Source organism: Methylobacterium sp. 174MFSha1.1, from assembly GCF_900116815.1.
Taxonomy (GTDB): Bacteria; Pseudomonadota; Alphaproteobacteria; order Rhizobiales; family Beijerinckiaceae; genus Methylobacterium.
Map to the genome: position 1 here is coordinate 149,610 of NZ_FPCB01000014.1, position 15,993 is coordinate 165,602.

Below are 15,993 nucleotides of genomic sequence, written 5' to 3' on the forward strand. Positions count from 1 at the left end.
CGGCTGGCGAGAGAGATGCCGCGCGGGCGTGACGGGGCGGTGACGGCGGGCGGCGCGGATGCTATGGCGCCAGGCATGCTCGAAGGCCTGCCGCCCCACCGCCCGACCCACGTGCTGCGTCTCGACACGAACGAGCGCGCGGCCCGCGCCATGACCGACCTGATCGGCGAGGTGTTCGACCCGACCGAGACCGCGGTCGCGGCCTTCGAGGCCGAGGACGGCAAGACCTGGCACCTGGAGGCCTACTTCTCCGAGGAGCCCGACGAGGAGGCGGTGCGCGAGCTGATCCGCCCGATCCTCGGCGACGCCGCCGACGAGGCCACCTTCGCGGCGATCGACCAGCAGGACTGGGTCCGCGCCTCGCTGGAAGGGCTGAAGCCCGTGCGGGCCGGGCGCATCCTGGTCCACGGCTCCCACGACCGCGGGCGGGTGCAGCCGAACGACCTGCCGATCGAGATCGAGGCGGCGCTCGCCTTCGGCACCGGGCATCACGGCACCACGCTCGGCTGCCTCATGGCCCTCGTCGACGAGGTGAAGCGGCGCCGGCCCCACCGCATCCTCGATGTCGGCACCGGCACCGGCATCCTGGGGCTCGCCGCCGCGCGCCTGCTGCACACGACGGTCGTCGCCGGCGACCTCGACCCGGAGGCGGTAGCGACCGCGCGGACCAACGCCGCCTTCAACGGTCTCGCCAACCTGATGGCCTTCTACGAGGCGCCGGGCCTGCGCCACCCGCTCGCCCGCCACACCCGCGCCTTCGACCTCGTCTTCGCCAACATCCTGGCCCGGCCGCTGACCCGGCTGGCGCCGAGCCTCGCCCGCGCGGTGGCGACCGACGGCACCCTGGTGCTCTCCGGCCTGATCCCCCGCGACGTGCCCGGCGTGCTCGCGGCCTATGCCGCGCAAGGCTTCCGCCTGCGCCGGCGCCGCGTGATCGAGGGCTGGGCCACCCTGGAGTTGCGCCGCGGCGGAGCGGCATCCAGGCCGCGCTGAGGCGCGAGCCCTCCCTGGGAGAGTCCGCGCTGAGCGCCGCGAACCCCAAGGAACAGCCCTTGCGCTGATCGGTTGTCCGGGCATCGCCGCCTACCGGTAGGGAGTATGAGCATCCCGACCGGCGAGCGGTCCGTGCGCGCGGACAGCCAATCCCGGTCTCCGCGCCACGAGCCCCGGAGACCGAACAGCGATGAAGGCCCTCGTCTGGCACGGCACTGCGGATATCCGCTGCGACACGGTTCCCGATCCGACGATCGAGGACGGGCGCGACGCGATCATCAAGGTGACCTCATGCGCCATCTGCGGCTCCGACCTGCACCTCTACGACCACTTCATGCCGGGCATGAAGTCGGGCGACATCATGGGCCACGAGACCATGGGCGAGGTGGTCGAGGTCGGGCGGGACAACAAATCGCTCAAGGTCGGCGACCGGATCGTGGTGCCGTTCACCATCATCTGCGGCCAGTGCGACCAGTGTAAGCGCGGCAACTTCTCGGTCTGCGAGCGCACCAACCGCAACGCCAAGCTCGCCGAGACCGCCTTCGGTCACACCACCGCGGGCCTGTTCGGCTACACCCACCTCACCGGCGGCTATGCCGGCGGCCAGGCCGAGTACCTGCGGGTGCCCTTCGCCGACGCCACCCACATCAAGGTGCCGAAGGGCATCCCGGACGAGAAGCTCCTCTTCCTCTCCGACATCTTCCCGACCGGCTGGCAGGCGGCGGTTCAGTGCGACATCCAGCCCGAGGACACCGTGGCGATCTGGGGCTGCGGCCCGGTCGGTCAGATGGCGATCCGCTCGGCGATCCTGCTCGGCGCAAGGCGCGTCATCGCCATCGACCGGGTGCCCGAGCGCCTGGCCATGGCGCGGGCCGGCGGCGCCGAGACGATCGATCTCGAGGAGGAATCCAACGTCGTCGCCCGGCTCAACGACATGACCGGCGGCAAGGGGCCGGAGAAGTGCATCGACTCGGTCGGCATGGAGGCGCATGCCACCTCCTCGCTCGACGCGATCTACGACCGCGCCAAGCAGGCGGTGATGCTGGAGAGCGACCGGCCGCACGTGCTGCGCCAGATGATCATGGCCTGCCGCCCGGCCGGCGTGCTGTCGATCCCCGGCGTCTATGGCGGCCTGATCGACAAGGTGCCGTTCGGCGCGGCGATGAACAAGGGCCTGACCTTCCGGATGGGCCAGACCCACGTCAACCGCTGGAGCGACGACCTGCTGCGGCGGATCGAGGAGGGGCAGATCGACCCGTCCTTCGTCATCACTCATACGGTCGGACTGGAGCAGGGGCCGGAGATGTACCGGACGTTCCGGGACAAGCAGGACGGCTGCATCAAGGTGATGATCCGGCCATGAGGGACTCGACCATGAAGCGCACCGTCGATCCCCGTTCCCGCTCCGCGCACGATGCGCTGGCCCGCGGCCTCGGCTGGTTCTCGATCGGCCTCGGCCTCGCCGAGATCCTGGCGCCCCGGGCCCTGTGCCGGGCGCTCGGCCTGGAGGGCCGCGAGGCCCTGATCCAGGCCTACGGCGCCCGCGAGGTCGCCACCGGCGCCGCGATCCTGATGAGCCACGACCCCACCCCGTGGATCTGGGGCCGGGTCGCGGGCGACGCTCTCGACCTCGCCACCCTGGCGACCGGCTTCGAGGGCGACAACCCCCGCGCCGGCACCCTGGCGCTGGCCACCGCGGCGGTGGCGGGGGTGACGCTCGCCGACATCGTCTGCGTCCAGGGCCTGACGGCCGACAAGCGGCCGGCGGCGCGGGGCGCCTACGACTACCACAACCGCAGCGGCTTCCCCCGCGGCCTCGCCGCTGCCCACGGCGCCGCCCGCGACTTCGCGGTGCCGCGGGACTTCCGCATCCCCGGCCCGCTGCGCCCCTGGCGCGACGGCCGGCCGGCGGCGTGAGTGCCGGCTCGGATCGCCCGACCCGCCGAACCAGCAAGTCTCGACGTCATCCCGGGGCCGCGAAAGCGGAACCCGGGATCCATAACCGCTGACGGTGCAGGATGAAGCGGAGCATCGCCCGCTCTGTCCGGTGACCTCGGCGGTTATGGATCCCGGGTTCCGCTGCGCGGCCCCGGGATGACGATGGAGGATTGCAGGTCCGTTGCGCCGAACGAGAAAGGGCCGCCTCGCGGCGGCCCTCCATCCCCGATCGGGGAAAACCCTTACTCCTTGTCGCCGCGATGGATGCCCTTGTCGCGGTTCTCCTTCAGGCGGCCGTCATCCGAGTGCTGCACGGTGCCCTGGTTCGGGGCATCCGGATTCTTGTGGTTGTGGCGGGTGTTGTCATCAGTATTGTGAGACTGAGACTGCTGCTTCTTGTCCGCCATATCCGTATCTCCCGTGATCTGCGGCATGCCGCGGTGAGTGTTTCGATAACATATGACCGGATGGGAGGTTCCTGATTGAATCGTACGACTGTACGGAGCCGAGCGCGACATTCTGCCGGTGCGCGTATGGTGTCGCAGGGGACTGGACGGATCTTGCTGTCGAGCCATGGCCGGCGAGCGAGTTTAGCTGATCGAAAGCCGTCGCGGCCGCCCACCGGTCCGCCCGCGCCCACGGTCCCGGCCGGATCGACGCCGTTGACGCATGAAATGGTCGGCCCTATCAGTTATAGCATTAGCTATAATGATGAGTCGTTGCGATGCGTCATGCCCGTTCCCCCGTCCCGCCCGGCGCTGCCGCCCTCGTACTGGCCTGTCTGGCGATCGGGCCGGGCATTCACCGCGCCCATGCCCAGTCCCTTCCCACCGCCGCCGAGAACCTGACTCCCGGCGACATCGACAGCGAGCACCTGTTCGGCTTCGTCGAGGGCAGCGACCTCGGCGTACCCGGCGAGACGGAGCTGGAATGGGAAACGAGCGGACGCCTCGGCAAGCGCCTCGGCCGCTTCCTCGCCGTCGACAGCGGCCTCGCCCTGAAGATGCCGCTGTCGAACGACTTCCGCCTCGCGCCGGGCCTCACCTTCAACGCCTACGACATCGGCGCCGTCGGCGACCCGGCCCGCACCACGGGCGGTTTCAACGGCGGCTTCCTCGAGACCCGACTGCGCCTGCTCGACCGCCGCGCCGCGCCGTTCGGCCTCACGCTCAGCATCGTGCCCGCCTACGGCACCGTCGATGGCGGTTCGGGCGCGTCCGCGCGCAGCTTCGGGACGGATATCGGTCTCCTGGCCGACCGCGAGCTGATTCCCGGCAAGCTGGTCGCGGCGGTGAATCTCGGCTTCGCCTTCTCCGCGACGCGGCTCGGCGCCACGGACGAGCAGGTCCGCGGATCGGGCATCGAGGCCGCCGCCGCCCTGTCCTACCAAGTCCGGCCCGGCCTCTTCGCCGGGGCCGAGGCGCGCTACGCCCGGACCTACGAGGGCCTGGCGCTCGGCCGGCTCGCTGGGGAGGCGGTCTATCTCGGGCCGACGCTCTACACGACCCTCTCGCCGCAGGCCTGGGCTTCGTTCACCTGGAGCTTCCAGGTCGCCGGCCGGGCGGCGGACGCGCCGGGCCCCCTCGACCTGTCGAGCTTCGACCGGCACCAGATGCGCCTGCGCGTCGGCTACAATTTCTGAGACGCGACGGATCGGGGGTGTCGCGACAGGTTCCGGTTGCCGTTGCGGGAGGCTCACGCTAGCATCATGGCATGAGCCCGACCATCCCGACGATGATCGTCCGAGGCCGACGCCGCGTTCGACGCGGTCGGCGGGACGGGGGCGTGTCGCTTCAAGCCAGCTAGAGCGGCCCCGCGCCGCTCGCTCGGCACCCCACACCGACATCGCGTCCTCCCGAGCCTCGCGGCCGTGGGCGCGGCGGGGCCTCACTGGCCTCGTGCGGTGGAGCCCGATCTCTCGGGGCCGGGGCTCGACAAGCCGAGCGAACGACCATGACGATTCTCGACCCGCCGCCGATCTGGACCGTGCCGGAGCCGTTCCGCACGATCTACACCCACGCCCGCACGGCGCCGGCTGGCCGCACCCTCTTCGTCTCCGGCCAGTTCGGCGTCGCGCCGGACGGGCGGATGCACGAGGACTTCGCGGACCAGCTGGGCCAGGCGATGGACAACGTCGAGGCGCTGCTCGTTGCTGCCGGCCTGGGGCTGGCGGACGTCGCCAAGGCGACCTTCTTCCTGACCCGCACCGGCGACCTGCCGGTGCTCGGCGAGGTGCGCCGGGCGCGCTGGGCGTCCGACGCGCCCGCCGCCGTCACCGTCCTCGTCGTCGCCGGCCTGGCGCGGCCGGACGCGCTGGTCGAGGTCGAGGTGACGGCCGTCGCGGCCGATCCGGCGGGACGCGGGCCCGGCCCACTGCGCCCGGCCACGAAGGAGGATGTGCCCCGGATCGAGGCGCTGGTGAAGGCGGCTTACGCGAAGTGGGTCCCGGTCATCGGGCGCGAGCCCGTGCCGATGAGTGCCGATTACGCCCTCGCGGTCCGCCAGCACCGCTTCGACCTGCTGGAACGGGACGGCGCGCTCGTCGCCCTGGTCGAGACGGTCCCGCGCGCCGATCACCTGTGGATCGAGAACCTCGCGGTCTCGCCCGCCCATCACGGGCAGGGGCTCGGCCGCCGGATGCTGCGTCACGCCGAGGATGTCGCGCGGGCGCTCGGGCACCCGACGGTCAGGCTCGCCACCAACCAGGCCTTCGCCGGCAACGTCGACTTCTACCGGCGGGCGGGCTTCACGGTCGAGCGTGAGGAGCCGTTCCGGGGCGGGGTCGGCGTCCATCTGGCGAAGACGCTCTGAACGGGACGGGCTCGGCCTTGCGCCGGCCCGTCCTCCCGTCGGGTGCTATCCCACCCCAGTCGGTCCATCGAGCGTCAGCCGCACCCGCCGCGCGAGCTCCATCCGCCGGTACGGCTTGTTGATGATCTCGAACTCGCTGCCGCCGGCATCCGTGCGCTCGATCGAGGCCTCGGCGTAGCCGGTGGTCAGCAGCACCTTGATCCGCGGCTGGCGCTCGCGGGCCGCGCGGGCCAGCAGTACGCCGTTCATGCCGCCGGGCATGATCAGGTCGGAGAACAGCAGGTCGACCTTGCCGCTGCTGTCGAGGAGGTCGAGCGCCTCCTCGGCGCCGTGGGCGACGAGCACCGTGTAGCCGAAATCGTCCAGGATCACCCGGGCGGTCTCGGCGACGTCCGTGCGGTCGTCGACCACCAGGATGGTCTCGGTGCCGGTCCGGTCGGTGGCCCGCGGGGCGGGGCGGCGCTCGGCCACGACGGCCTGGTCGGTCGCCGGGAAGAGAAGGCGCACATTCGTGCCCTGGCCGACCTCGGAGGTGATCCGCACCGTGCCGCCGGATTGCTTGGCGAAGCCGTAGACCATGGCGAGGCCGAGGCCCGTGCCGCGGCCCTCCTCCTTGGTGGTGAAGAACGGCTCCATCACCCGCGCCAGGATCTCCGGCGGCATGCCGAGGCCGGTATCCTGCATCTGCACCACCGCGTAGGCCCCCGGCCGCACCAGCAGCAGCAGGGCCATTTCGTCGTCGATGGTCAGGTTCTCGGTCCTGATCGTCACCGTGCCGCCGCCCGGCATCGCGTCGCGGGCGTTGAGCAGCACGTTGAGGAGAGCCACCTCGGCCTGGGTCGGGTCGATCCGGCAGTTCCACAGGTCGGGCGCGAGCTCGGTCTTCACGACGATGTGGTCGCCCAGCGTGCGCCCGGTGATCTCGTTCATGCCGCGCACGAGGGTGTTGAGGTTGAGCGCCCGGCCGTCGAGGCGCTGCTTGCGGGCGAAGGCGAGGAGCTGGTGGGTGAGGCGCGCGGCCCGGTCGGTCGCGGCGCGGATCGCCTCGCCCGCGCCCGTCAACCGGCTCGCGTCGATCCGCGGATGCTCGGCGAGCGCCAGCACCACGTCGGTGTAGCCGCCGATGACCTGGAGCAGGTTGTTGAAGTCGTGCGCGATGCCGCCGGTGAGCTGGCCCAGCGCCTCCATCTTCTGGGCCTGGTGCAGCGCCTGCTCGGCGTCGCGCCGACGCGACACGTCGAGCTGCGAGCCGAAGAAATAGACCAGCTCGCCCTTCTTGTCGTAGACCGGCGAGATGAACAGCGCGTTCCAGAAGGTCGAGCCGTCCTTGCGGTAGTTCAGGATCTCGGTCGCGATCTCCTTCCGCTCGGCGATGGCGCGGCGGACCTCCGACACCGTCTCGCGGTCGGTCTCCGGACCCTGCAGGAAGCGGCAATTGGTGCCGACCAGCTCCTCCGGCCGGTAGCCGGTCATGCGCAGGAAGGCCTGGTTGGCGAAGACGATCGGATTGTCCGGCTGGTGCGGATCGGTGACGATCATCGGCATCCGCGTCGTCTCGACGGCGGCGAAGAAGATGTCCGAATGGGTATCGTGGACGGCGCGCGGGCCGCGCGCGGTAACGGCAGGCCCCAGCCCGCCGAGATCCGGCTTCTCCGCTATGTCCGCCATCCGATACCCCCATGCCGCTTCTGAGCCACGCGGCACGCGGTCCGGCCTCAGTCACCCGCGATCAGATAGGCACCGGCTGCGAAGATCAACTGACCCCAAAGGATAGCGCACGATTTTCGGTAGCGCGACTTTGCCGCGGTTTTATTCTGGAACGAATTGATCCGAGTAGTGAGGGCCGGAAGAATCGCCCTCGTCTGGAACAAAGGCTTCGGGGCCGTCCCGGACAGACCCGTCATCTGCGATCGGACAGAGCCGGATGGCGGGTGATCCGGCCTCGCCCCGGCTCCGTCCCGCCCTCCCCGGGCGATCTTTGCCGTGGCGGCGAACCCTTCGCGGGGCTAGGCTCCTGGCGCCCGTTTCGCTTGCCCGCGAGGTTTCGATGCAGCCCGCCACCGTCCCGGACGTGACCTTCCACATCCGCGTCAGGAACGAGGCCCTCGGCGGCCCCAACCCGTTCGAGTGGAAGGAGCTCACCTCCGCCGAGGTGTTCGGCGGCCGCAACGTCGTGCTGTTCGCGCTCCCCGGCGCCTTCACGCCGGCCTGCTCCGACGACCATCTGCCGGGCTACGAGCAGCACGCCGACGATTTCGCGGCTCTCGGCATCGACCAGGTGGTCTGTCTGTCGGTCAACGACGCCTTCGTGATGTTCCAGTGGGCCAAGTCCAAGGGCATCGAGAAGGTGTTCATGCTGCCCGACGGCAATGCCGACTTCACGCGCCAGATGGGCATGCTGGTCAAGCGCGGCCGCCAGGGCATGGGGATGCGCAGCTGGCGCTACTCCATGCATGTCGAGGACGGCACGATCCGGAAGATGTTCGTCGAGCCCGGCTTTCGCGACGATCCGCCGGGCGTCGGCCTCGCGGTCTCGGATGCCGGGACGATGCTCGACTATCTCAGGAGCCGGTAGACGCTGCCGCCAGCACGATCCGCGCCGCGCTGCGGCTCGGGTCGTCGCCGTCGGGCAGCCGCATCGTGGCGTCGAGGCGGGCGAGCGCCGCCTCCTGCGCCGCCCGGGCCGGGCCGTCGGGCAGGAGAGGGGCTAAGGCCGCCGCCAGCCGCTCCGGCGTGCACTCGGCCTGGATCAGCTCGGGAATCGCGTTCTCGCCCAGGATCAGGTTCGGCAGCACGATCGTCGGCACCTGGATCAGGCGGCGCACGATCACCTCCTCGATCTTCGGAACCTGGTAGGCCACCACCATCGGTACGCCGGAAAGCGCCAGTTCGAGGGTCACCGTGCCGGAGGCGGCGAGCGCCGCGCGGGCCCGCCGGAAGGTCGCGAGCTTGTCGGCCTCGCCGTCGATCAGGCGCGGGCGCACGGGCCAGGCGGCGGAGAGGCGCTCGATCAGGGCGCGGTGGCGCGCCACCGCCGGCAGTTCGACCGTGAAGGCGTGGCCCTGCGCCTGCACGCGCGCCAGCGTCGCGCCGAAGATCGGCATCAGCCGCTCGATCTCGGAGCGGCGCGAGCCCGGCAGCACTGCGAGCACCGGGGAGGGGCCTTGGCGGGAAGCGACCTCGGCCGGGCCCGGCCGCAAGTCCCCCAGGCGCTCGATCAGCGGGTGGCCGACATAGGTGCAGGTGGGCCCGCCGAGCCGGCGATGGGCGTCGGGCTCGAACGGCAGCAGGGCGAGCACGTGGTCGATGTAGCCGCGCATGGTCTTCGCCCGCCACGGGCGCCAGGCCCAGACGCTCGGGCTGACGTAATCGACCACGGGGAGGTCCGGCACCTGCCGGCGCACCCGGCTCGCCACCGCGTGGGTGAAGCCCGGGCTGTCGATGATGACGAGCACGTCGGGACGGGCCGCCACGCAGGCCCGCACGGTCTGGCGGATGCGGCGCATCAGCAGGCGGATGCGCGCCGCCACCGCGAGGTAGCCGATCACCGCCACGTCCTCGAGCGGAAACAGCGACGCCATCCCCTCCGCCGCCATCGCGTCGCCGCCGACGCCGGCGAGGACGAGGGGCCGGTCGGAGAGGGCGCGCAGCGAGCGGATCAGCTTGGCGCCGAGCTGGTCGCCGGATTCCTCGCCGGCCACCAGCCAGACGGTGAGAGGACGGTCGGTGTCGGGATGCGCGCTCAACGGGCGGGCTCCGGATCGGGCGGTAACGGGTCGGGGGAGAAGGGATCGGGGGGCAAGCCGAGGAGGAAGAGGCCGAGCCGGTCGGCGAGCGCCACCGTCTCCGCCCGGTCGAGCACCAGGGTGTCGCCGGCCCCGACCGCGATGCCGAGGCAGCCCGCCTCCGCCGCGCGCTGGACCGTGCGCGGGCCGATCGCCGGCAGGTCGACGCGCAGGTCCTGGCCGTCCTTCGCGCGCTTCACCAGCACCATCCCGGCGGGCGGGCGCCCGAGGCCGAAGGGGCGGCGGGCGAGCGCCCGGGCCCGGGCCAGCATCCGGTCGGTGCCCTCCGGCCCCTCGACCGCCAGCACCCGCCGGCTCGCCACCACGGCGGCCTGGCCGACATCGTGCGGCGACAGGCTGGCGAGCAGCGCCCGGCCGGCCTCCACCGAGGCCTCCGCCGCCTCGTCCGGCCCGCTCGCCCCGAGGCGGCCTTGCGGCGCCATCAGGTTCGGCGCGAGGTCGCGCACCCCGAGGACCTGCAAGCCGTGCTCCTCCAGGAGCGCCAGCACGCCGCGCAGCAGATGGTCGTCGCCGCCCGACGCCAGCGAGCGCAGGGTCTCGCGGTTGCGGTAGGCGGCGAGCGTATTGAGGAGGGCGGCCGGGCTCGGCCGCGCCACGGCGCCGGCCAGCGTCACCCCGGCGGGCGCCCAGGCGGTCAGGGTGTCGAGGGCGCCGCGCACGTCGAGGAGGTCGACGGTGGCGTCGGCCCGACGCCGCGTCGCCGGGTCGGCGAAGCCCCGGATCGCCAGCACGCGGCAGGAGCGCCCGGCCCGGTCGAGGGAGGCGGCGATGAGGAGCGGCAGCCGGCCGGCCCCGGCCACGATCGCGACCGGGCCCGTCGCGGTCGAAGGCCGCGCCGCCGCGGCGGCCATCACACGGGGCTCGTCACGCAGGGCCCGGGGCCTCGCGCGGCGTGCAGACCGAGCGCTTGCCGCCCTCGCGGATGAAGGCGAGGATCTCCTGCACGATCGGGTGCTGGTCGAACTCCGTCGCCACGTCCTCGACCCGCTCCATCAGCGTGCCTTCGAGGGCGAAGAGCAGGCGATAGGCCTTGCGGAGCGCGTGGATCTCCTCGCGGGAGAAGCCGCGGCGCTGCAGCCCGATGATGTTGAGCCCCGACAGGTGGGCGCGGTTGCCCACCGCCATGCCGTAGGGGATCAGGTCGTTCTCCAGCCCCGACAGGCCGCCGACGAAGGCGTGCGCGCCGACCCGGGCGAACTGGATCACCGCCGCGCCGCCGCCGAGGATCGCGTAGTCGCCGACCTGGCAATGGCCGGCCAGCATCACGTTGTTGGAGAACACGACGTGGTTGCCGACCCGGCAATCGTGGCCGACATGGCTGTTGGCGAGGAAGGCGCACCCGTCGCCCACCACCGTGGTCAGCCCGCCGCCGGCGGTGCCGGGGTTCATCGTCACGCCCTCGCGGATCTGGCAATCGGCGCCGATCGTCAGGGTCGAGTCCTCGCCGCGGAACTTCAGGTCCTGCGGCGGATGGCCGATCGACGCGAAGGGGTAGATCCGGGTGCGCGGCCCGACCGTGGTGCGGCCCGCCACCGCGACGTGGCTCACCAGCCGCACCCCGTCCCCGAGCACGGCCTGCGGCCCGACATGGCAGAACGGCCCGATCTCGACGCCGGCGCCGATCACCGCGCCGTCCTCGACCACCGCGCTCGGATGGATCCGGGTTTCGGCCACGTCGCTCATTCCGTCACCAGCATCGCGCCGATCTCGGCCTCGGCCACCAGCACGCCGTTCACCTTGGCCTCGCCCTTGAACCACCACATGAAGCGGCGGTTGCTGGTCTTGCGCATATGGTACTCGACCACGTCGCCCGGCACGACCGGCTTGCGGAACTTCGCCTTGTCGATGGTCATGAAGAAGACCTTGCTCGGCTTGGCGTCGCCCTTGAGCTTGTGGGCGCAGCAGATCGCGCCGGCGGTCTGGGCCATGCCCTCGATCAGAAGCACGCCGGGAAAGACCGGGGCAGCCGGAAAATGACCGGTGAAGTGCGGCTCGTTGATGGTGACGTTCTTGATGCCGATGCAGCTCTCGTCCCGGTCGATCTGCACGATCTTGTCGATCATCAGGAACGGGTAGCGGTGGGGCAGGAGCTCCATCACCCGCAGGATGTCGGCCGTACCCAGCTCGGCAGGCATCTCGGTCATGGTGTCAGGCTCCCTCGTGGCTGCCCCGGACGTGATCCGGTCGTCGGTGCGCCGTCTTTGGCGAGAAGCGGCGCGGATGCAAGCGATTTGCGGCGGGAGCGCGGCGGACCGCCTCTTCCTCGGTGTCCCGGCCCGAGGCCGGGGACGTCCGGCGCATCGGCGCCGGCGCCCGGTCGGGCTTGCCGGCGAGATCGAACGCATCGTTCGACCTCGCCGGACATCGGATTCAGCCTTCGCCGGCCTCGTCGCGGGCACGCGCCGCGAGGTTCTTCAGCGTCGTCATCTCGCGGAACCACTCGCGCACCGGCTTGGCCGGCGTGCCGCCCCAGCGGGCGCCCGCCGGCACGTCCTTGTTGATGTTGCTCGATCCGGCGATCTGGGCGCCCATGCCGATGCGCAGGTGGCCCACCACCCCGACCTGGCCGCCGAGCACGACGTAATCCTCGAGCGTCGTCGAACCCGAGATGCCGACCTGGGCGACGATCACGCAGTGGCGGCCGATGACGACGTTGTGGGCGATCTGCACCAGGTTGTCGATCTTGGTGCCCTCGCCCACCACCGTGTCGCGGCTGGCACCCCGGTCGATGGTGGTGTTGGCGCCGATCTCGACGTCGTCCTGGACGATGACGCGGCCGACCTGCGGCACCTTGAGGTGGCCGCCCGGCCCCATGGCGAAGCCGAACCCGTCCTGGCCGATGCGGGCGCCGCCATGGACGATCACCCGATTCCCCAGGAAGGCGTGCAGCACCGAGGCGTTGGGCCCGACGGCGCAGCCCCGGCCGATCCGCACCCGCGGGCCCACGACGCAGCCCGCCGCCAGCACCGTCTCGGCGCCGATCTCGGCCTCCGGCCCGATCACCACGCCGGGATCGACCACCACGCCGGGTTCGAGCCGGGCGGTCGGGTGGACGAAGGAGCCCGGCGACACGCCGGTGGCGCCGAACAGCGAGACCGGGCGCGCCGCGCTCGGGAACAGCCGGGCCAGCACCGTCGCGAAGCCCCGGTAGGCCTGCGGCGTCACCAGCGCCACCGTGCCCTCCGGCACCCGGGCGGCGAAGCGCGGCGTGACGAGGCAGGCCCGCGCCCGCGTGGCGCCGAGCGCGTCGGCGTACTTGGCGTTGTCCATGTAGGCGAGGTCGTCGGGACCAGCGCTCTCGAGGGGGGCGGCCGCCCGGATCGCCGCCTCGCCGTCGGCGCCCGGCGGCAGCGCCGCGCCGGAGAGTGCCGCGACCTCGCGCAAGGAGACGGGACCCGCGAGGGGAAAGAAGACCGGTTCCGACATCGCCTGCATCCGCCTGAGCCCCGGCGGGCCGGCTCGGGCCGGACCGCCATCCTCCCGTCGAGGGGAGGGCGCCCGGACTAACCGGTCGGGGCGGAGGGCACAAACGAAAACGGCCGCGGAAGCTGCGCGCTCCGCGGCCGTCGGTCGATGCGGGGGCGCCGGCGGCGCCCCCGGATGGGGTCAGAAGCGCGAGCCGCCCGAGAAGCGGAAGGCCTGCGTCTGGTCCTTGCCGACCTTGCCGTAATAGGTGCCGTCGGCGCCGAAGACCTTCTGGCCCTCGTCCTTCGAGAGGGCATAGGCGTAGTCGAAGCGGATCGGGCCGAGCGGCGAGTTCCACAGGATCGACGCGCCGACCGACGAGCGGATCGTGGCCTTGTCGCGGACGTTCACGCATTCCGGCTCGACGCCGATGGTGAGTGCGTTGAAGTTGCAGGCGCCGCCCGGGGCGGTGCCGTTGATGAAGCCGTCGCGGTTCACGTCGAAGGCGCGGCTGCCCTTGTAGCCGAACAGCGTACCGGCATCGGCGAAGACCGCGCCCTTCAGGCCGAGATCGCGGGGCAGACCCCAGATCGGGAACTGCACCTCGACCGAGGCGCCGACATAAGTCGTGCCGCCGATCGCGTTCGAGCGGGCGTCCGCCGAGCCGACGTCGCGCGGGCCGATGCCGTTCGGCGCGAAGCCGCGCACCAGCGACGGGCCGAGGAAGAACTGGTCGGTGACGCGCAGGGCATTGCCCTCGGTCGGCAGGACGTGGCCACCCTGGACCTTCACGAAGCCGACGACGTCCTCGTACAGCTCCTTGTAGTACCGGGCCTCGCCGGTGACGCGGAAGAACTTCGAGTCGCCGCCGATGCCGGCATATTCGGGCTTCAACTCGCCGTAGAAGCCGTTGCGCGGCAGCTGCAGGTTGTCGAGGGTCGAGTAGGCGAGCGTCACGCCGGCGAGCGAGGTCAGCGTCGAGCCGACCGCTTCCTTGAGCGCGATCGAGGCCTCGCCGTCATAGGCGCAGTTCGGGTACTGCGCCAGGCCGCCGACGTTCTGGCCGTTGATGATCGTACCCGGATCCCAGGTCTTGGTGTAGCCCGGGATCGGGAACGAGCAGTCGTTGTACGGCCGCTTGAGCGTGTTCGGGATCTTCAGGTCGGTGTTGTAGATCGAGTAGCGCAGCGTGATGCCGAACTCCTCGGTGATCGGCAGGCCGAGCCGGAGCTGACCGCCGACCACGTCGGTGATGTAGCGCGAGTAGCGGGTCTGATCGCTGTACTTGTTGAAGACGTCGAAGCCGGCCGCCAGGCGGTAGCCGAGGAAGTACGGCTCGGTGAACGAGAAGTCGACGCCGCGGGTGTACTGGCCGGCGGTGCCGGCGAGGCGGACATACTGGCCGCGGCCGAGGAAGTTCGACTCCGAGACCGAGACCTCGCCGATGATCCCGTCCGCCGTCGAGTAGCCGCCGGCGACCGAGAACGAACCGGTCGGTTGATCCTCGACGTCGATGTTCACGACGACGCGGTCGGGGGCGGAGCCCGGCTCGTTGGAGAACCGCACCTTCTTGAAGAAGCCGAGGCCGTTCAGGCGCCGCTCGGCCCGGTCGACCAGGACGCGGTTGTAGGCGTCGCCCTCGGTGAGGTCGAGCTCGCGCCGCACGACGTAGTCGCGGGTGCGGGTGTTGCCGCGCACGTTGATGCGCTCGATGTAGACCTTCGGGCCGTCCTCGACGATGTAGCCGAGGGCGACGGTGCCGGTGGCGCGGTCGCGCTCGCCGGTCGGGCGGACCTGCGCGAAGGGATGGCCGGCGCGGGCCACCGAGGTGGTGACGCCGGTGAGCGTCTTCTCGACGTCCTCGGCGTTGTAGACGTCGCCGACGCCGGTGCGCAGCTCGTCGCGCAGCACCGTGCCGTCGACGCCCGGGATGCGGGAATCGACCGAGACCGCGCCGACGCGGTACTGCTGGCCTTCCTCGACCGTGATGGTGATGATCCAGCCGCCGGCGGCGTCGTCGAAGCGCGAATCGGCCGAGGCGACCCGGAAGTCGGCGTAGCCGTTCTTCAGGTAGTAGCGCCGGATCAGGTCGAGGTCGTTGGCAAGGCGGTCGGGATCGTAGACGTCAGAGGTCTTGACGAAGCTGAGGAGGTTCATCTCCGACAGCGTCATCAGGTCCTTCAGACGGCCGTCCGAGTAGACCTGGTTGCCGACGAAACGGATCTCCTTGACGCCGGTCTTGTCGCCCTCGTCGATCGCGTAGACGACGTCGACGCGGCCGTTCGGCAGGTCGACCGTGCGGACCGACACCTTGGCGAGGCCGCGGCCGGCCCGGCGGTAGACCTCGCGGATGCGCTCGAGATCGGAGTTGACCGTCGCCTGGCTGTAGGGGCCACGCGCCTTCGACTCGACGATGCTCTCGAGCGTGCCCTTCTCGACCTTCTTGTTGCCTTCGAAGAAGACGCGGTTGATCGTGTTGTTCTCGCGCACCGACACGACGATGCGCCCGCCATTGTGCGCCACGCGCACGTCGGAGAACATCCCGCTGGCGATCAGGTTGCGGCGGCCCTCCTCGGGCGACACGCCGACCACGTAGGAACGGACCGTCTCTGCGTCGATCCGGGTGTTGCCCTGAACGACGATCTGCTGCGCGAAGGCGCTGCCGCTGGCGGCGATGGTGGCGGCCATGACAATGGCGCCTCTCGCCGACGCACGCCGGCGCTTACCCGTCATCGACATCATCAAATGGCCCGTCTCATTTTTTACCGGCGCGGATTCACACCCGCGGACGATCACACTCTCGCGAGTGCGAAGGCCCCTGGTCCTAGCCTCGCTTCTATCGGGAATCCCCGGCGAAGCAAACGCCACGCTCCCGGCCGAAGGGGATTTTGCCCACACGTTGCCTTCCGGTCACGGGCGCCATCCACGCCTTTCGCCCGTCAGAGTCAGCGCGCGATGAACGGTCCGTCGGGGCCAACGACCCGGAATGGCACGCATTTTAAGAAAATTGTCGGCATCCACGAAAAGAGCCGCCCGCGCA

Annotated in this window: 14 protein-coding genes; 6 read left to right on the forward strand and 8 right to left on the reverse strand. The window is 71.0% G+C overall.

Annotated elements, in window-relative coordinates; genetic code table 11:
* The first annotated feature begins 75 nt into the window (after nucleotides 1-75).
* The 3 genes from BM430_RS13575 (at nucleotide 76) to BM430_RS13585 (ending at nucleotide 2,910) form a co-directional block, all read left to right on the forward strand.
* Nucleotides 76-993 carry a 50S ribosomal protein L11 methyltransferase gene (locus tag BM430_RS13575; RefSeq protein ID WP_093567792.1) on the forward strand — a complete coding sequence of 306 codons (918 nt, stop codon included), beginning with the start codon at nucleotides 76-78 and terminating at the stop codon, nucleotides 991-993.
* A 190-nt stretch (nucleotides 994-1,183) separates the two neighbouring features.
* Nucleotides 1,184-2,356 carry a zinc-dependent alcohol dehydrogenase gene (locus BM430_RS13580; RefSeq protein ID WP_093567793.1) on the forward strand — a complete coding sequence of 391 codons (1,173 nt, stop codon included), beginning with the start codon at nucleotides 1,184-1,186 and terminating at the stop codon, nucleotides 2,354-2,356.
* The gene (locus BM430_RS13585; protein WP_244539482.1) at nucleotides 2,353-2,910 is read left to right on the forward strand and encodes a cyclase dehydrase; all 558 of its coding nucleotides are present in this window, start codon (nucleotides 2,353-2,355) and stop codon (nucleotides 2,908-2,910) included. Before BM430_RS13580 ends, BM430_RS13585 begins: the two co-directional genes overlap by 4 nt.
* Before the next feature lie 263 nt (nucleotides 2,911-3,173).
* Here the strand turns inward: BM430_RS13585 and BM430_RS34670 are convergent, their stop codons facing one another.
* On the reverse strand, nucleotides 3,174-3,338 hold the full coding sequence (locus tag BM430_RS34670; protein ID WP_162596075.1) for a hypothetical protein: 165 nt from the start codon (nucleotides 3,336-3,338) through the stop codon (nucleotides 3,174-3,176).
* Between the two features lie 317 nt (nucleotides 3,339-3,655).
* Between BM430_RS34670 and BM430_RS13590 the strand changes: the two genes are divergently transcribed.
* Together BM430_RS13590 and BM430_RS13595 are read left to right on the forward strand one after the other, a co-directional pair.
* Nucleotides 3,656-4,573, forward strand: coding sequence for a hypothetical protein (locus tag BM430_RS13590; protein ID WP_093567795.1), 918 nt, complete (start codon nucleotides 3,656-3,658; stop codon nucleotides 4,571-4,573).
* 311 nt (nucleotides 4,574-4,884) lie between these two features.
* Nucleotides 4,885-5,742: a GNAT family N-acetyltransferase gene (locus tag BM430_RS13595; protein WP_093567796.1), complete on the forward strand. Its 858-nt coding sequence runs from the start codon at nucleotides 4,885-4,887 to the stop codon at nucleotides 5,740-5,742.
* A gap of 45 nt (nucleotides 5,743-5,787) precedes the next feature.
* On the opposite strand, the gene BM430_RS13600 is transcribed toward BM430_RS13595, so the two are convergent.
* Complete coding sequence (locus tag BM430_RS13600) at nucleotides 5,788-7,410, reverse strand: hybrid sensor histidine kinase/response regulator (RefSeq protein WP_093567797.1); 1,623 nt, start codon at nucleotides 7,408-7,410, stop codon at nucleotides 5,788-5,790.
* 379 nt (nucleotides 7,411-7,789) lie between these two features.
* Between BM430_RS13600 and BM430_RS13605 the strand changes: the two genes are divergently transcribed.
* A complete protein-coding gene (locus BM430_RS13605; protein ID WP_093567798.1) occupies nucleotides 7,790-8,317 on the forward strand; it encodes a peroxiredoxin in 528 nt (175 codons plus the stop codon).
* On the opposite strand, the gene lpxB is transcribed toward BM430_RS13605, so the two are convergent.
* The 6 genes from lpxB to bamA all read right to left on the reverse strand — a co-directional run bounded on the left by lpxB (nucleotide 8,304) and on the right by bamA (nucleotide 15,695).
* Complete coding sequence (gene lpxB / locus BM430_RS13610) at nucleotides 8,304-9,488, reverse strand: lipid-A-disaccharide synthase (protein WP_093567799.1); 1,185 nt, start codon at nucleotides 9,486-9,488, stop codon at nucleotides 8,304-8,306. The two genes, BM430_RS13605 and lpxB, sit on opposite strands and share 14 nt — an antisense overlap.
* The gene (gene lpxI, locus BM430_RS13615) at nucleotides 9,485-10,399 is read right to left on the reverse strand and encodes an LpxI family protein (RefSeq protein WP_093567800.1); all 915 of its coding nucleotides are present in this window, start codon (nucleotides 10,397-10,399) and stop codon (nucleotides 9,485-9,487) included. The genes lpxB and lpxI overlap by 4 nt, the downstream gene beginning before the upstream one ends.
* 13 nt (nucleotides 10,400-10,412) lie before the next feature.
* Nucleotides 10,413-11,231 (reverse strand): acyl-ACP--UDP-N-acetylglucosamine O-acyltransferase, encoded by an 819-nt coding sequence (gene lpxA / locus BM430_RS13620; protein WP_093567801.1) that lies wholly within the window; start codon nucleotides 11,229-11,231, stop codon nucleotides 10,413-10,415.
* Nucleotides 11,228-11,692, reverse strand: a complete 465-nt coding sequence (gene fabZ / locus BM430_RS13625; protein WP_048434935.1) for a 3-hydroxyacyl-ACP dehydratase FabZ — start codon at nucleotides 11,690-11,692, stop codon at nucleotides 11,228-11,230. The genes lpxA and fabZ overlap by 4 nt, the downstream gene beginning before the upstream one ends.
* Nucleotides 11,693-11,918: 226 nt before the next feature.
* Nucleotides 11,919-12,974, reverse strand: a complete 1,056-nt coding sequence (gene lpxD / locus BM430_RS13630) for a UDP-3-O-(3-hydroxymyristoyl)glucosamine N-acyltransferase (RefSeq protein WP_093567835.1) — start codon at nucleotides 12,972-12,974, stop codon at nucleotides 11,919-11,921.
* A 180-nt stretch (nucleotides 12,975-13,154) separates the two neighbouring features.
* Nucleotides 13,155-15,695: an outer membrane protein assembly factor BamA gene (bamA, locus tag BM430_RS13635; protein ID WP_093567802.1), complete on the reverse strand. Its 2,541-nt coding sequence runs from the start codon at nucleotides 15,693-15,695 to the stop codon at nucleotides 13,155-13,157.
* Between the last annotated feature and the right edge of the window lie 298 nt (nucleotides 15,696-15,993).

What these genes read in the sequence shown, in the direction of transcription:
- BM430_RS13575 (WP_093567792.1), top strand. Translation starts at nt 76, where the DNA reads ATGCTCGAAGGCCTGCCGCCCCACCGCCCGACCCACGTGCTGCGTCTC.
- BM430_RS13580 (WP_093567793.1), top strand. Translation starts at nt 1,184, where the DNA reads ATGAAGGCCCTCGTCTGGCACGGCACTGCGGATATCCGCTGCGACACG.
- BM430_RS13585 (WP_244539482.1), top strand. Translation starts at nt 2,353, where the DNA reads ATGAGGGACTCGACCATGAAGCGCACCGTCGATCCCCGTTCCCGCTCC.
- BM430_RS34670 (WP_162596075.1), bottom strand. Translation starts at nt 3,338, where the DNA reads ATGGCGGACAAGAAGCAGCAGTCTCAGTCTCACAATACTGATGACAAC.
- BM430_RS13590 (WP_093567795.1), top strand. Translation starts at nt 3,656, where the DNA reads ATGCGTCATGCCCGTTCCCCCGTCCCGCCCGGCGCTGCCGCCCTCGTA.
- BM430_RS13595 (WP_093567796.1), top strand. Translation starts at nt 4,885, where the DNA reads ATGACGATTCTCGACCCGCCGCCGATCTGGACCGTGCCGGAGCCGTTC.
- BM430_RS13600 (WP_093567797.1), bottom strand. Translation starts at nt 7,410, where the DNA reads ATGGCGGACATAGCGGAGAAGCCGGATCTCGGCGGGCTGGGGCCTGCC.
- BM430_RS13605 (WP_093567798.1), top strand. Translation starts at nt 7,790, where the DNA reads ATGCAGCCCGCCACCGTCCCGGACGTGACCTTCCACATCCGCGTCAGG.
- lpxI (WP_093567800.1), bottom strand. Translation starts at nt 10,399, where the DNA reads ATGGCCGCCGCGGCGGCGCGGCCTTCGACCGCGACGGGCCCGGTCGCG.
- lpxA (WP_093567801.1), bottom strand. Translation starts at nt 11,231, where the DNA reads ATGAGCGACGTGGCCGAAACCCGGATCCATCCGAGCGCGGTGGTCGAG.
- fabZ (WP_048434935.1), bottom strand. Translation starts at nt 11,692, where the DNA reads ATGACCGAGATGCCTGCCGAGCTGGGTACGGCCGACATCCTGCGGGTG.
- lpxD (WP_093567835.1), bottom strand. Translation starts at nt 12,974, where the DNA reads ATGTCGGAACCGGTCTTCTTTCCCCTCGCGGGTCCCGTCTCCTTGCGC.
- bamA (WP_093567802.1), bottom strand. Translation starts at nt 15,695, where the DNA reads ATGATGTCGATGACGGGTAAGCGCCGGCGTGCGTCGGCGAGAGGCGCC.